The sequence below is a fragment of the Cryobacterium roopkundense genome (assembly GCF_014200405.1).
Lineage (GTDB): Bacteria > Actinomycetota > Actinomycetes > Actinomycetales > Microbacteriaceae > Cryobacterium > Cryobacterium roopkundense.
The window spans coordinates 1,137,827-1,152,563 of the sequence record NZ_JACHBQ010000001.1 but is presented as its reverse complement, the minus strand read 5'-3'; the positions used below and the strand labels follow the sequence as shown (position 1 = coordinate 1,152,563).

Sequence of the window (14,737 nt, the reverse complement as noted above, 5' to 3'; positions counted from 1 at the left end):
GCGTCGGCATTCGCGCACGAACATCGCGGTGAAGGCCGCGTGCGCCGACGGCCCCCGGAGGGACAGCCGGCGCACGCGATAGCGTTGGTTGCCGATCAGCCGGAGCTATCCCGCGATGAGTTCAGCAGCGCGCTCGGCTATCGCGTACACGGTCGCGTTGGTGTTGGCCGACACGGGCGACGGCATGATCGAAGCATCCGCAACGCGAAGGCAGGCAATGCCACGCACCCGCAGATCTAGATCGACGACGGCGAGGTCGTCGGTGCCGACGCGGCACGTGCCCGCGTAGTGGAAGTAGACCAGCAGGCTCTCGCGCAGGTACTCAAGAACGGCTGCCTCGTCGTGAAGAGGACGCCCCGGCTGGACCTCCGCGCCACGCCACGCGGAGAGCTCCTCGGCGCGCCCGATCTCGCGCGCCACACGCAGGCCCACCTTCATGACCTCAACATCGCGCGGGTCCGACAGGTAGTTCGGATCGATGACCGGGGCCGCGATCGGGTCAGCACTGGCCAAACGAACCGTTCCACGACTGTGGGGCACCACTGCGGAGAAGCCGATGGCGTACCCATTGTCGGTCCCGGGCAACGTCTGCGCTCGATAAGGCTGGGAGATCAGCAGGATTTGCAGGTCGGGCCCGTCGAGGGCGTTGTCGGTCTGCACGAGCCCGATGCCCTGGCCCCAGACGTTGGCGGGGTTGGTCGTGAGGTGCTCGGCCGCTTCGTAGAGCACCGTCGACATCGGGTGATCGTGCAGGTTTGCCCCGACGCCGGGCAGGTCCACAGCGACGTCGATTCCGAGCTCGGCGAGGTGCTGCGCCGGCCCCACTCCCGACAGGAGCAGCAGTTGGGCCGAGCCGATGGCACCGGCCGTCAGGATGACCTCTTTCATCGCAGCTGCCGAGGTGGTCACGGCTCCGGTCGAGTAGATGACGCCCGTGCACACTCCGTCGGTAATTATGAGGCGGCTCACGATCGAGTCGGTGACCACATCGAGATTCGGGCGGCGCATCACCGGCCGCAGGTAGGCATCCGCTGCGCTTTCGCGCTCACCATTCTTGACGTTGACGTCGGCCAGGCCAAAACCCGTCTCCAGTCCACCACTGATGTCATCGGCCGCAGCGAATCCAACTCCCACCGCAGCAGCGAGCGCCGCCAGCACGGCAGGGCTGGGCTCGGGCGTCGGCCCAATGGTCAGCGGGCCGACGTTGCCGCGAAGGGCCGGGTCACGCTCCGGGGCTGATTCACTGCGCTGGAAATAGGGCAGCAGATCGTCGAATCCCCAGCCCGTCGCGCCCTGATCTACCCAGGCGTCATAGCTCGAGCGGTGGCCACGAGCAAAGGTCAGGCCGTTGATGCTGGACGAACCGCCAAGGGCCTTGCCACGCGGGGCAGGGATGGTCTGGCCAGTGAAGTCTTGGACCACGGTCTGGTCGCCCCAGCTCGCCGACGATCCAAGGAGCGTCGGCCACACGACGGGAATGGCCATGTCGGGCAGGGCCGTGGCAGAACCTGCTTCAATCAGAAGTACGCGAACGTCGGGACGTTCCGTCAGGCGTGCGGCGATGACGCTTCCCGCGGTTCCTGCACCAACGACGATGTAGTCGTAAGCGCAAGAGGTCTGGGGCGCCTCGCGTGGCTCGTGGGCAAGGTGGCTGGTGGACATCTGTTCTCCGTAAGTGTTCGTTTAGGCCGCAGACATACGGCTCACCTTCGACGCTACGCACGGGGGTAGTGGAGTCCATCCGTGTAACTACCGACGTTTGGTTGTGACCGGTGAACCGTCAGTGCTTGGTCGTCAGCGGGTGGCAATCTGCCGGAAACTCATTTGTTCAAGCCACCCGCAGCGCCTCGAACGCATCATGGAGCTCTGAACCGTCATCTTGTGGAGTGGCGCTTTTCTCGTTTGTGGCGGGTGTCATACGTCGCGGCGCTTGAGAAGCGTCGCGGCGACGGCGAGCAACGCGATCACCCAGGCGAGGAGCAGGAGTCCCGCCTGCCAGGGTTCAAACGCCCAGAGGCCGGGCGTCGGTTGCAGCGGGGGCGCGCCGGGAGCGATGAACGCCCACTGGCCGGGGTGGCTGAAGAGGGCTTCTCCCAGTTCTGTCGGCAGCAGGCCCCCAACATTCTGAATCCACATCTGCGACGAGCCCTTGATGAACAGGCTCACCGCGATCGGCGCCGCGAACAACACGCCTAGCGCCACCGCAATGCCCCCCGTTGTGCTGCGGAGGATCGCGCCAATCGCGAACCCGATGAGACCAGCAAGCACGAGGTACAGCACGACGCCCAGCTGCGCACGCCAGTAGAGCGCGTCGCCCAGGTCGATGCCGATGCCCCGTCCCGACAACATGGCGACCGAGAGCAGGGCAGTGATCACGACGGCCACTGCGCTCACCGCGAAGGTCACCACGGCAAAGACGATCGCTTTGGCGAGCAGGGCGGGCACGCGCTTGGGGACTGACGTCAGAGTCGTGCCGATCATTCCCGATCCGTACTCGCCCGCCATGAACAGCACGGCGAGAACGCTCACGATCAGGCCCGTGAAGTCTGTGCTGACAGCGCTCGTGTACACCCCCAGAGCCTGCAGCGCTTCGCGGGTGGGCTCGACGTCCGCGGTGCCGAAGCCGAGCGCGGATGCCACTTGCGCGCCCAAACCTACTGTGACGGCAAACAGCATCCCATACAGCCACCACGTCGAGCGGATGCTGCGAAGCTTCACCCACTCCGACCAGAGGATGCCCCCCGAACCCAAGATTGTGACCCGAGGGCGCAAAGCTCTTCGTGGCAGTGGAGCTCATCGGTTCTCCCCCGCACGCGTCTGCGTCGTCTGGTATTCGACTTCGCTCCGAGTCAACGTCATATAGGCAGCTTCGAGGGAGCCCGCGATCGGGGTGAGTTCGTAAACAGCGATGCCCGCTCCGGCGGCCAACTCCGCGATCCGCCGTGCGGCAATGCCCGTCACCGACAGCAGGTCGGGCCCCTCAAGCGTGACGGCACCGACCTCCGCCTCGAGGATCGCCGCGAGACGCACCACCTCGGGTGAGCGGACCCGCACGAAGTCGCCACCGGCCCTCGCGAGGATGTCGCCCACCGGGGCATCCGCCACGATCCTCCCCCGCCCGAGAACGATGATGTGGTCGGCGGTCTGCGCCATCTCGCTCATCAAGTGCGAGGACAGGAACACGGTGCGTCCCTCGGCGGCAAGACTGCGCAGGAACACGCGCACCCAGGCGACGCCCTCGGGGTCGAGACCATTGACCGGTTCGTCAAGGATGAGGGTGGCTGGGTCGCCGAGCAACGCCACGGCGAGGCCAAGCCGCTGGCCCATGCCGAGCGAGAAGCCGCCCACGCGTTTACGCGCCACGGATTCGAGACCGGTCATGCCGATGACCTCGTCCACCCGATTCGTGCCCATGCGATGCGTCGCTGCGATCGCGAGCAGGTGGTTGCGGGCGCTTCGCCCGGCGTGCACCGCTGTGGCGTCGAGCAGAGCCCCGACCTGGTGCCGCGGCGCGCGGTGCTCGGCGTACGGTTTGCCGTTCACCGTCACCGACCCGCCGGACGGGCGGTCGAGACCCACGATCATCCGCATTGTCGTCGTTTTGCCGGCGCCGTTCGGCCCGAGGAATCCGGTCACCAGGCCTGGGCGCGCGGTGAAGCTGATGGCGTCGACGGCGGTCTTGGCGCCATAACGTTTGGTCAGAGAGTGGGCTTCAATCAAAAGAGGAGCTCCGTGTCCTTGTGCCTCAGAAGCGGCAGGTCAAGTGGCCTCCCGTTCACCGCCGACCCACGCCGACGATGATTTCGAGTGAACTCCATGTGCCTAGGACACAGTCAAACCGATGGGTTGTGAGGACCGTCGCGTCGTGGATGACAGCGAATTCGTTGCCGGGGCTTGACCCTGTGCCATCCACAGGGTCTTTCATTCAGGAGTCACGCAGGTGGCAACCAGAACCTCAGTTTAAGGAGAACCATGATCGTGCACCGCCCAGAGCCAATCGACCCCGCAGCGCTCGCCTTACCGCCCACAGAAAGCATCGACATCACCCCGTACCAGGAAGGTCCCGGGCAGTGACGAATCTGACCGACGACCGAAAGCGGAGTCGACACGATGACACTCCCCGCAGCCGATGGATGACAGCGGTACTTGCCTCCGGAGCGGTCGCCTCCCTGTTGTTCCTTGCGGGCTGCGCCTCTCCCACCGATGACGACAAAGCAGGTGGCGCAGGACTCGAGCAGTTCATGGAGCAGGATCTCGTGTTCGGGCCCTGTGACCCAACGATTGTGAGTTCTCAGCCACCCGTCCCCCAGATCATCGCGGCAGCAGAAAAGGCGGATTGTGCGACGCTGGAGGTTCCGCTCGACTACGAAAACCTCGGCGGAGAGATGGTCGAGATCGCGGTGTCTCGTATCGCTGCCAGTGGCAGTGACCGTTTGGGTTCCGTTGTGGTCAACCCGGGCGGACCCGGAACGCAGGCGACGACTTTTGCTGCCTGGATGGCGGCGGTCTGGACGGGCGGACCCATCGCCGAGCAGTTCGATATTGTCGGGTTCGACCCGCGTGGAGTCGGACTGACGAGCCCCTCGGTCAACTGCTACACCGGCGAAGAACGCGACGCCGGTGCACCCCTCTCTGCATTCGGCACCTGGACAGAAGAGACCACCCGCGCGATCGCAGACAAGTGCGCTGAAGGGTCAGGGGGTGAGCAGATGCTCGCGCACCTCGGAACACGTGATGTCGCGCGTGACATGGACATCCTCCGCTCCGCTCTCGGCGACGACAAGCTCACCTACGCGGGCCTGAGCTACGGTTCGCGCCTCGGCACTGTGTACGCCGAGATGTTCCCCGACAAGGTTCGCGCGCTCGTTCTCGACGGCGCCGTGGACCCGCTCCAAGACACCCAGGGACGCCAGCTACAACAATCCGCGGGGATACAAGCCGCCTTCGACCGTTTTGCAGAGTTCTGTGCAACGCAGGATCCGTGCCCACTCGGGACCGACCCCGCACTGGCGACCGCTGCGGTGCAGGGGCTGTTACAGCCGCTCGTCACGGAGCCGCTACTGGCAGCCGACGGCCGTGAGCTGACCTTCGTCTCCGCGGGCGACGGAATTCTCTCCGGTTTGTATTCGGAGAGTCTCTGGCCAGGCATCGCACACGGGCTGGCCGAGCTGCAAGCAGGCCGGCCGGATGCGCTTCTCGCGCTGAGAGACGGCCACCACGGCCGCTCGGCGACCGGAGAATACGCCAATAGTTTGGAGGCGACTTTCGCGATCAACTGCGTCGACGAGGAACGCCTCACTGAGAAGGAGATGAGCGACCTCGGCAACAAGGTGAACGAAGCAGCACCGTTCATCGACTCGGGCACCGACCCTGCGTCACTGAATGGATGCGCGGACTGGCCCGGCAAATCCACGCTCGGCTTCCCGTACGCCACGGACATCGAGGGACTTCCCCAGGTACTCGTGACCTCCGCCATCGGAGATCCGGTAACGCCTCATGACGGCGGGATCAGCCTCGCTGAAACCCTCGGCGCTCGACTATTAACCGTCGATGTCAACGAACACGGCACGATCTCCTCCGGAATCGACTGTGTAGACGAGAGAGTGGCGGACTACCTGATCAACCTCGAGCTTCCTGAGGAAGGGGCGCGCTGCTCGCGGTAGCAGAATCCGGCATCATGACCCCGCTGTCCTCGTTTACGACGAGAGCGGCGGGGTCATCGGCAGCAGCGGATGCACCCGCGGGATCTCGCTAGAGAACTGGCGGGTCTCCAGGATCGTTTGTGCCCGAGGTCGGGTTGTTGCTCTCAGCGGCCAGCTCGGTCGCGATGACGCTCGCGCGTGCGAGGACGTCCAGCTGGGATTCGCTGTACAGTTCCACGGCGGCCTCGAGAAGTGTCTCCTGCGTAACCCGCGAACCCTTCGGAGAATGCGCCTTCGGGTCGGCCAGCCATCGGTAGTCAATGATGTGTTGAGCGAGCTGCGGGGCAAGCGCCTCGGCGAGTTCTTGCCGGGTGGCGTCATCAGCGTCGGGAGCCAGCGCATCAAATTCGACGCCGGCATCCTCCGCCTCCGCCTCAACCATCTTCTTCATGTCGGCCATCGCCGACTCGTCGTAGAGCTGCGACATCACGAGCATGAGGGCACGCTCCGAGCTGGACAACCGGCCGGCAAGGTGTTCGAAGCCCGCCGGCACATCGGTGGCCGTAGTCCCGTCCAGGATCGCCCGGATCTCGGCACGAGCACGCGTAAGCCGCTTGATGCTCACAGCCAGGTCAGCGTCGACCGCCCTCAGCGCCGTCGCCGGTGTCTCTCCGCCGAAATCCATTGACTCGATCTGCGCGAGGGGCACGTCGAGGTCACGAAGCCGACGTATCTGCAGCAGCCTCACCAGATGGCGGGCTCCGTACTGCTTATACCCATTGGATGTTCGCTCGGGCTGTTCGAGCATGCCCGTCTGGTGGTAATGACGGACCGTGTTCACCGTCGTCCCGGCGAGTTCTGCCACCTCGCGCGTGCTCCACGTCATCACAGACTCCGTCCTTTCGCTGGCGGCCGGCAGCATCGGCTGCGCTCGTCAACACCAGTGAAAACTATGTTCCCGCCACAGGGTCAAGGTTCCGCTGTGTTGTCGCACTCGCTTGACTCTGTGGCGAGCACACGGTCTTTGCTAAAGCTATCTCACGTGTCGGCCGAACGGTCGCCCCGGATCGGGACTCCCCAGAAAGGTTCAACATGGACACCCCCTACGAGTGGCTTCGGAGCTTGATCGAGCAGGTTCCCGACATCCTCCACCCCTTGATCGTCGCAATTGCCGGTGCGATCCCCTATATCGAGGGCGAAGGTGCAGCAGCCTTCGGCATTATCGCGGGTATCAACCCTGTCGTAGCCGCAATCGCAGGCGCGACCGGTAACATCCTTTGCGTCTTCGGCGTGGTCTTCCTGGGGTCCCGGATCCGCGAGCGCGTCGTCGCGCGGAGTGCGGCGAAGCCTGTACTCGTAGGTGCTGGCGGGCAGGAGCTGCCCGCCGACGCGCCCGACGCGCCTGACTCGCTTGACCCGAAGCCGAACGGACGCTCGAAGGGCCGGGCGCGCCTGGGTCGCTGGATGGTCAAGTTCGGAGTCCCCGGCACGAGCATCCTCGCCCCTCTCGCCCTCCCCACGATGCTGACCGCCGCGTTTTTCGTCAGCACAGGCGTCCGGAAGGGCTGGGTCATGCTGTGGCAGATCGTGGCGATTGTGCTGTGGACGAGTGTCATCGCGATCGCGGCGTCCGGCGTCCTCGGCCTCCTCGGCTTGTGAGCATCAGACCGGTCGGTGTTCCTCTCAGCCGGGGAGGAACGCCGCCCGGCTCACGCCCCTGCGCTTGTCCCGGCGAAGAATGACCGGGACCACGATTGAGGAAGCCCCAGCCCTGCTTCGCCTGCATGGGTACTACCGGGGTGAGTGAGGCATCAAGCTGGGAGAATTGCGCCCGAGCGGCCTGGCTCCGACACAACACAAGACTAAGGAGGCAGTCATGGCTACCCAGAACAAACGGTGGACGACGATCGTCCTCGGATCGCTACTGATGGTCGCATCCTCCGGATGCACCGCGGCGGAGCCGAACGCGCCACCCGGTATGCCTTCGCGGGCCGCCACGGAACCGGCGGACTCAGCGTTGCAGACCGCACTAGGCGAACTAGAGGACCAGTACGACGCTCGGATCGGGCTCAGCGTGACCGATACCGCTGACGGCTCGACCCTCGACTACCGAGGCGGCAGCCGCTTTGGCTACGCATCGACTCTCAAAATGCTGGCCGCAGCAGCCCTGCTCGACCAGACGACGCCTGAAGAGCTGGACCGTGTCGTCACCTGGTCTGAGGCGGATGTCCTCGAGTCCGGCTACTCCCCTGTCACCAGCGAACACCTCGACACAGGCCTGCCACTCGGTGATGTCGCCATGGCGGCCATACGCACGAGTGACAACACCGCCATGAACCTCATGCTCAAGCAATTCGGAGGCCCAGCCGGCCTCGACAAGATCCTCGAAGGGTACGGCGACACCGTGACCGACGTCGTCGACAACGAGCCTGGTCTGAACACGGTCACCATCGACAACACGGCCAACACGTCGACTCCGCGAGCCTTCACGAAGACCCTCGAGCGAATCGTCTCGGGCGAGATTCTGGATGACGCCGACCGTTCCACCCTCATCGACTGGATGACGGGAAATGCGACCGGGGACACCCTGATTCGTGCCGGGGCGCCGGAGGGTTGGGAAGTCGCCGACAAATCCGGAGGCGCCGGAGCGATCCGCAACGACGTCGCCGTCGTGATCCCCCCGGACGGCATTCCGTTGGTCATCACGGTCTTCACAACTCGAAACGACCCCGACACGGCATACGATGACGCGCTCGTCGCGGAGACGGCGAGATTGGCGCTCGCGACGATCGCAGCCGCCCGCGAGAACCGGCCACCAGCATGAATCGCTCAAGGATGACCACCAGACCGATTACCAGGGCAGCGTTCTCCGCGATCGCAGACCTCGAAACCACCGAACGAGGCGTCCGTCCCCACCGGCTCCCCCTCAGGCTCTATGCGGGACCTCCGTCAGCACTGCCTCACGGAGGGGCGCCGCGTGGCCCAAGCCCCTGCGCTTGTCCCGGCGAAGAAGAACCAGGACCACGACTACTGCGGCCACTCCGATGAACGGCGAGGCAATCCCGGCGTAGGGGACGTTGGACGAGAAGGTCGAGAAGTCCCACAGGCCGTGCAAGATCATCGCCGGCACCAAGGAACCGCTGAAGCGACGTGCCAGGTAGTACACAGATCCCAGACCGAACTGGATGAAGACCTGGAGAATCGTAGGCGTGCAGATGTCGAATCGAGAATCTTGTCCATGGGGATAGTCAAGACTGTGTTCCCGGCGCACAGTCAAGCTCCACTCCCGGCGGCGGCAGCAGCATGCAAGGGACGAAAGAAAAGACTTGACCCTGTGCTGAGCACATAGATTCTCATTGAGAGATCATGAAGATGTCACCGACCATCGCCGCCGCATCCGCATTGATGTTCATCCTGTCCGGCATTCCCTCTGGGGCCACGCACAACTCACTGGCCCGCGACCCTGTCGGCGCCGCTCTCGAGCGCACCATGACCGTCGACGCGTGGCCCGCAGGATTGGTCGCCGTTCGCTCCTCCGGCGAGAGGGTTCGCACCTACGCGTCTGGTGTGGTGGAGCTCGGCCTGCCCGACAAGGTGCGGGCCGACAGCCAAATCAGGATCGGGAGCAACACCAAAACTTTCACCGCCGCCATTGTCATGCAACTGGTCGGCGCTGGTACCATTTCTCTCGATGCGGCTGTCGAGACCTACCTCCCGGGAGTAATCCGGCACCCGCAGGTAACCGGACACGACATCACCGTGCGTCAACTGCTGCAGCACACGAGCGGGCTGCCCGACATGGACGGCGACATCGGCGACCACCTGCTGGAATGGCAGCACCGATACATATCACCGCGGGCCTCACTCGATCTCGCCTTCACGCATCCCGTCTCGAACGCGCCTGGGGCGAGCTTCGCGTACAGCAATGCAAACTACATCCTGGCTGGGCTGATCATCGAGGCCGTCTCAGGCAGGCCGTTGGCCGAAGAGATAGACAAACGCATCGTCATTCCCCTCGGTCTCGACGACACCTATTTCCCCGAACAGGGCGAACAAGTCATCCGTGGCCATCATCCTCACAGCTATATTCCTCTGGGCGATTCCCCGGTCGATTTCACCGACTTCGATCCTTCCTGGGGACACGCGGCCGGCGCGATGGTGTCGACGACCGAGGACCTGACCTTGTTCTACTCCGCACTCGCGCACGGCGACGTCGTGGCGGATGCGCAGCTCGACGAAATGCACAAGACGATCCCGGCCGATTCGCTCTGGGAGGGCGCCGCCTACGGGCTGGGCCTCATCTCTTTTGAGGTCTCCTGCGGAGTGACAGCTTGGGGACACGGTGGCGATGTTCCCGGCACTGTCAGCCGGGTGGCGGCTACGGAAGACGGCCGCGCCGCCGCCATCGCGGTAACTCAGAACGCTACGTCTATAGAAGCGGATGCCCGACTCCGCGGCCTGATCGACACCGCCATCTGCTCTCCATGAGCCGGAATGCCGGCATCACGAAATCGCTCATACGCTGGCTTCCGTTGGTGCCGCTCACGGCCACCGCGGCGCTAGTCTTGTGGCTGAATCGAAGCCCATGGTGGGGTTGGGCACTCATCGGCGTCCTGCTGGTGGCGGCTGGCGCCGCCGCCCGCCGATGGCTTCGAGGCCATGTGTTACTGCAGACCGGCGCCTGGATGCTGGCCGCGGCGATCGTGTGCACCACGGCTGTCGGCATGTACCCGCCGCCGACGGTTCGCGACGCCGGAGGCAATGATCCCCAGCCCACCGAGGTTGTCCCGACTCACGACGGCCTGGTGCGTGGCGTACTCATCGATGACCGATCAACAGGGATCTTCGCTGGCATCCCCTATGCCCACGCCCCGGTGGGCAAGCTGCGCTGGCGTGCTCCCCAGCCCCTCCAGCCGCGCACGGGAGTATTCACCGGCGACCGCTTTTCCTCCGCACCCATCCAAAGCACGTCGACTTTCTTCACGCGCGCGCGCAGATGGTCAAGGTGCCATTCGAGGACACATTCCTCGACCCGTATCCCGTGAGCGCGGAGAGTCTCGCCCTCAACATCTGGCGGGTTCGCTCACCAGCCACTGGCGCCCCTCCGTAGACGGGTACGTACTCAAAATCGCGGCCGCCGAGATCTACGCGCCAGGAGAGCAGTTGGGCGTCCCGAGTCTCGTGGGGAGCAACGCGGACGAAGCGTCGCTGGCCCTGGCAAGCCCGCCCGAGACGACAGTTTCCGACTACCAGGTGTCGGTGCGCGAGAAGTACGGCGACGAAGCGGAGCGATTCGTGGGAATCTACCCGGGTGATACAGAGAAGCGTGTTCTCGATTCCTCGCTCCAGGCGCACACCGACGGTGTCATGACTCGGGCGATGCTCCGCTGGGCCCGGCTGCAGACAGACAGCGGCGATGAGAACGCGTACCTGTACTTCTTCTCGCACGTTCCCCCGACGGAGGGCCTCGAGAAGTTCGGTGCCTACCACGGCGCCGAAGTCGCCTATGCGTACGACAACCTCGGCACCGACAACGACAACGTTTACGAAGAGTCCGATTACATGCTCCGCGACCAGATGAGCGGATACTGGCTCAACGTCGTGCAGACCGGCGACCCTAACGGAAGCGGCCTGCCATCCTGGGCGAAGGTTGCACACGCCTCTGACGACGTCATGGGCTTTGGTCCGAACGGCGGCGTCATGTCCCCTCGACCGCGTGCGGCAGCCATCGACTTCTGGCTCCGCTACGACGGCCCGATCCGATAGGTGAAGCAGATGAATCCTCCTTGCAGCAGGCGATCTCCGAGCGGATCGGAAGCTTCACGTCGCCGATGCTTCTCCCCGCCGGGGCGAACAGCACGCTCATCGTCGCAACGGCCCTTGCCAGCCTCGAGCGAGCCCTCACCCTGCGACAGCACTGGCTGATCGACCCCGACTCGACGTGGAGCGACGACGAATAGTCCCCCGCCTATTGGTCTCCGATGCGCTGCGGATACGACGGCGGTTGACCCTGTCGCGACAAGGCGGTGTCCACTGGTTGTGCATCAGCCGACCCACGGCTGTCGATAGGCACGAGATTCTGGAGCAACACCCATGCGACTCTTCACCCGTCCCCTGCAGATCATCCGTGGAAATCTCCGCGCATATCTAGCAACGAACGTCTTCGTGTATGGACTGATACTTAGCGGCATGGCCGTGGGTGCGCTGTTTCCAACCATCACCGCATCCCGAAACGCATCTGTCGTGGCGGGGGGATCACTCGACGACGTCGCGTTTCTGCTGGCTCGGACGGGCGTGGCTGCGACCCGCTAGGGTCGGAAAGCTGAACCATCGCAGCGGGTACGTTCATGGCCTGCGCCAGCTGGGCTGGATGGGCCTGGCAGCATTCGCATTTCACATCGTCGGCTCCCTCTATGAGGCCTATGAGACCATCTACCTCATTCCCGCACTACTGACGAGTTAGGCCGGCGGATGTGCGCTTGACTCGGTGCCGTCCACATAGTGTCTGCTCGTTCTATGTCGCGGAAAATTATGCACCGACCATTAGGTCCAGTCCGAAGTCGCCTCCGTGCGCTCGCCGCAATAGTGCCGGTGGTGCTGCTGTTGAGCGCGTGTGTTCCCTCGCCCCAGTCGCAGGAAGCAGCGGTGTCGCTCGAGAGCTTCTACGATCAAGAGCTCACTCTCGAGCCCTGCGAGACGCCCGTCCAAACCGGCGATGTCCTCATTCCGGGTGAGTGTGGGCACGTCGAGGTTCCCATCGACTACGAGAACCCCGACGTTGGTACCGCGCAAATCGCTGTCTTCCGCATCCCCGCGACAGGCACGGAGCCGATCGGATCGCTCTTCATCAATCCTGGGGGTCCCGGACTACCCGGGATCGGGTACTCGGCTGATGTGGCGAACGCGTGGGTGGACAGTCCCATCACCGCGCAATTCGATCTCGTCGGGTTTGATCCACGCGGAACCGGCACCAGCACACCGGCGATCGACTGCTACACCGATGGAGAGCGTGACGATGACGCCTTGGCCGCGAGTCTGTTGTCTCTGCCAGATTCGCGCCCTCTTGTCGACGCCTGCGCCGACAGCGTCGGCGGCATCGACGTCTTAGCGCACCTGGGAACGAGGGATGCGGCCCAGGACTTGGATGTTCTGCGGGCCGTGTTCGGCGACGACCATCTCAGTTACGTCGGGGTGAGCTACGGCACCAGGTTGGGTGCCGTGTACGCAGAAATGTTCCCGGAGAACGTGCGAGCCCTGGTGCTCGACGGTGCGATGGATCCGCATACGGGGACTCAAGAACGAAACGTCTCGCAATGGGCGGGGCTGCAGCAAGGCTTCGAGTCACTCGCGGAATTCTGCGCGACACAGGGCGACTGCCCACTCGGCACGCAACCTGACTCCGCGACACAGACGTACCAACAGCTCGTGCGTCCCCTCCTCGAGACGCCGCTCCCAGCCGGCGAAGGTCGTGAGCTGAGCTACACGGCAGCCAACGACGGCGTTGTCATGGGGATGTACAGTGCCGAATTCTGGCCGCTCGTCATCGCTGGCCTCACGGAACTCGCTGCGGGTCGTGGTGACACCCTTCTTTGGCTCAGAGACCTGTACCACGAACGGTCCTCCGACGGCGGCTATGCCAATTCCGCGGAGGCGACGGTGGCCATCGACTGCCTGGACGAGGACCGCTTCAGCCCGGCGGGCCAGGCTGAGCTCGTCGGCGCCGCACTCGCCGCCGCCCCTTTCCTCGACCCGGGGACGCCTGTGAAGGCCGCGCCCGCCCTGTGTGAGGGCTGGCCGGTTGAACCGACGCTGGGTTTCCCTTATGCGACCGATATCGAGGGTCTGCCTCCAACATTGACAGTGTCAGTGACGGGTGACCCGGTCACTCCGCATCAGGGTGGCATCAACCTCGCCGAAACGTTGGGTGGAAGCCTGCTGACCGTTGAGGGGGCGCAGCACGGGTCAGTGATCTCGGCAAACGAGTGTATCGACTCCGCCGTCGTCGCTTACCTTGTCGATCTCACGACCCCTCCGGCTGACGCAACGTGCCGGCTATGACCCGATCGGGCCGCCCTCGCCCTCGCAGCGCTGAACGTGTCCTGCGATCGGCCGTAGCGCGGTGATGAGGTCAACGCCGCGGGGTGTCCGGTGATGGCGGACCATGACGGGCGTGGTGGGCACGACGGTCCAGTGGACGAGTTCGGCTGCCTCCAGTGTCTTCAGGCGCACTGTGAGCATCCTCGCGGAAAGACCGGCCACGACCGCCGTGATGTCTGTGAATCGTTCGGCGCCGCGCGCGAGGGCACGGAGGATGCTGGGCGACCACCGCTGTGGGTCGGACTCAAGGTGCTCGGAGCTTGGTCAAGCGTCACGCCTGCGCAGCCTGAGGATTCCGTCGACGAGCAAGATCAACAAGCCAACCGCTCCTGCAGGCCAGCCAATCAGGATGAGCCCGCCGGCCCCGATATTCGCATCGGTGGCGAAAGGGTCGGTGATGGCCCACGCGCCGGCCAGCATCAGGAAGCCGACGGCGAGAAGAATCGTTCCAGTCACTCTGAGCATGTCGTCTCGTTTCTACTGGGTGGTATTTCAGGAATGCCTGATCGGCCGAGCGGTTGCAGGCTCGAGGTAGAAACGCGCCCAGGACACCAGGCCGTTCGAATCGGTGCGCCAGATTACGGGGCCGACGATTCCCGCCGAAGTGCCGTCAGCCACGGCGCCGTCCATCTCCCATTCCGACCAGACGTCGTCGCCATTGATCGCGCGACGAAGAACTCGCGCCGTCAGATTTGGAAATCGGTTGAGAATCGCCGTCCAGTTACGCAGCACGGTTGCACGACCCTCGAAATTCCTAGACGGATGATGAGGGGTTTCGGACACATAGTCGGCGGAGAAGCACGCTGCGATGCTCGTCGCGTCATGGGAGTTGATCGCTGCCTCGAGCTTGGTGATCGCATCCAGGTCTGTCATTTTCGCCAGCTTTCATCGGGGTGATTTCGTTGCTATTCGCACTTTTTGAGCATCTCGATCGGCGTCTGCAAGGAGGACATGGAGAATGGGTCCATCGACATCCGCTGTGCTCTTCGCTCAGTTCA

General features: G+C 64.2%; 16 protein-coding genes and 1 pseudogene. 9 read left to right on the top strand and 8 right to left on the bottom strand.

Annotated elements, in window-relative coordinates; genetic code table 11:
• Positions 1 to 105: 105 nt before the first annotated feature.
• From BJ997_RS05415 to BJ997_RS05405, 3 genes are all read right to left on the bottom strand, one after another.
• A complete protein-coding gene (locus BJ997_RS05415; protein ID WP_052542655.1) occupies positions 106 to 1,662 on the bottom strand; it encodes a GMC family oxidoreductase in 1,557 nt (518 codons plus the stop codon).
• A gap of 252 nt (positions 1,663 to 1,914) precedes the next feature.
• Positions 1,915 to 2,751 carry an ABC transporter permease subunit gene (locus BJ997_RS05410; RefSeq protein WP_052542656.1) on the bottom strand — a complete coding sequence of 279 codons (837 nt, stop codon included), beginning with the start codon at positions 2,749 to 2,751 and terminating at the stop codon, positions 1,915 to 1,917.
• 42 nt (positions 2,752 to 2,793) lie between these two features.
• Positions 2,794 to 3,720, bottom strand: coding sequence for an ABC transporter ATP-binding protein (locus tag BJ997_RS05405; RefSeq protein ID WP_183323277.1), 927 nt, complete (start codon positions 3,718 to 3,720; stop codon positions 2,794 to 2,796).
• A 350-nt stretch (positions 3,721 to 4,070) separates the two neighbouring features.
• Between BJ997_RS05405 and BJ997_RS05400 the strand changes: the two genes are divergently transcribed.
• Positions 4,071 to 5,663 carry an alpha/beta hydrolase gene (locus BJ997_RS05400; protein WP_052542170.1) on the top strand — a complete coding sequence of 531 codons (1,593 nt, stop codon included), beginning with the start codon at positions 4,071 to 4,073 and terminating at the stop codon, positions 5,661 to 5,663.
• A gap of 88 nt (positions 5,664 to 5,751) precedes the next feature.
• Here BJ997_RS05400 and BJ997_RS05395 read toward each other — a convergent pair whose 3' ends face one another.
• Entirely contained in the window at positions 5,752 to 6,528 is a 777-nt protein-coding gene (locus tag BJ997_RS05395; RefSeq protein WP_052542173.1) for a MerR family transcriptional regulator, read from the bottom strand.
• 206 nt (positions 6,529 to 6,734) lie between these two features.
• Here BJ997_RS05395 and BJ997_RS05390 point away from each other — a divergent pair, with 206 nt between their 5' ends.
• Together BJ997_RS05390 and bla are read left to right on the top strand one after the other, a co-directional pair.
• A complete protein-coding gene (locus BJ997_RS05390; RefSeq protein WP_035836334.1) occupies positions 6,735 to 7,301 on the top strand; it encodes a hypothetical protein in 567 nt (188 codons plus the stop codon).
• 217 nt (positions 7,302 to 7,518) lie between these two features.
• Entirely contained in the window at positions 7,519 to 8,466 is a 948-nt protein-coding gene (gene bla, locus BJ997_RS05385) for a class A beta-lactamase (protein ID WP_035836333.1), read from the top strand.
• Positions 8,467 to 8,568: 102 nt separating this feature from the next.
• Here bla and BJ997_RS05380 read toward each other — a convergent pair whose 3' ends face one another.
• Positions 8,569 to 8,808: a hypothetical protein gene (locus BJ997_RS05380; protein WP_221243927.1), complete on the bottom strand. Its 240-nt coding sequence runs from the start codon at positions 8,806 to 8,808 to the stop codon at positions 8,569 to 8,571.
• Positions 8,809 to 9,008: 200 nt separating this feature from the next.
• Between BJ997_RS05380 and BJ997_RS05375 the strand changes: the two genes are divergently transcribed.
• From BJ997_RS05375 to BJ997_RS05350, 6 genes are all read left to right on the top strand, one after another.
• On the top strand, positions 9,009 to 10,130 hold the full coding sequence (locus tag BJ997_RS05375; RefSeq protein WP_052542169.1) for a serine hydrolase domain-containing protein: 1,122 nt from the start codon (positions 9,009 to 9,011) through the stop codon (positions 10,128 to 10,130).
• Positions 10,127 to 10,687, top strand: a complete 561-nt coding sequence (locus BJ997_RS21170) for a carboxylesterase family protein (protein ID WP_035836331.1) — start codon at positions 10,127 to 10,129, stop codon at positions 10,685 to 10,687. The genes BJ997_RS05375 and BJ997_RS21170 overlap by 4 nt, the downstream gene beginning before the upstream one ends.
• Entirely contained in the window at positions 10,653 to 11,408 is a 756-nt protein-coding gene (locus BJ997_RS05365) for a carboxylesterase family protein (protein ID WP_236628927.1), read from the top strand. Before BJ997_RS21170 ends, BJ997_RS05365 begins: the two co-directional genes overlap by 35 nt.
• Positions 11,409 to 11,428: 20 nt before the next feature.
• Positions 11,429 to 11,602, top strand: a complete 174-nt coding sequence (locus tag BJ997_RS05360) for a hypothetical protein (RefSeq protein WP_160175862.1) — start codon at positions 11,429 to 11,431, stop codon at positions 11,600 to 11,602.
• A gap of 133 nt (positions 11,603 to 11,735) precedes the next feature.
• Positions 11,736 to 11,954, top strand: coding sequence for a hypothetical protein (locus tag BJ997_RS21165; RefSeq protein ID WP_035836329.1), 219 nt, complete (start codon positions 11,736 to 11,738; stop codon positions 11,952 to 11,954).
• Positions 11,955 to 12,287: 333 nt separating this feature from the next.
• Positions 12,288 to 13,700 carry an alpha/beta hydrolase gene (locus BJ997_RS05350; protein WP_201771706.1) on the top strand — a complete coding sequence of 471 codons (1,413 nt, stop codon included), beginning with the start codon at positions 12,288 to 12,290 and terminating at the stop codon, positions 13,698 to 13,700.
• On the opposite strand, the pseudogene BJ997_RS05345 reads toward BJ997_RS05350, so the two are convergent.
• The 3 genes and pseudogenes from BJ997_RS05345 to BJ997_RS05335 all read right to left on the bottom strand — a co-directional run.
• Positions 13,695 to 13,961, bottom strand: a pseudogene (locus BJ997_RS05345) (winged helix-turn-helix transcriptional regulator); the annotation flags it as partial. The gene BJ997_RS05350 and the pseudogene BJ997_RS05345 sit on opposite strands and share 6 nt — an antisense overlap.
• 42 nt (positions 13,962 to 14,003) lie before the next feature.
• Entirely contained in the window at positions 14,004 to 14,204 is a 201-nt protein-coding gene (locus BJ997_RS05340; RefSeq protein WP_035836326.1) for a hypothetical protein, read from the bottom strand.
• A gap of 27 nt (positions 14,205 to 14,231) precedes the next feature.
• A complete protein-coding gene (locus BJ997_RS05335) occupies positions 14,232 to 14,612 on the bottom strand; it encodes a nuclear transport factor 2 family protein (RefSeq protein WP_035836325.1) in 381 nt (126 codons plus the stop codon).
• Positions 14,613 to 14,737 lie beyond the last annotated feature (125 nt).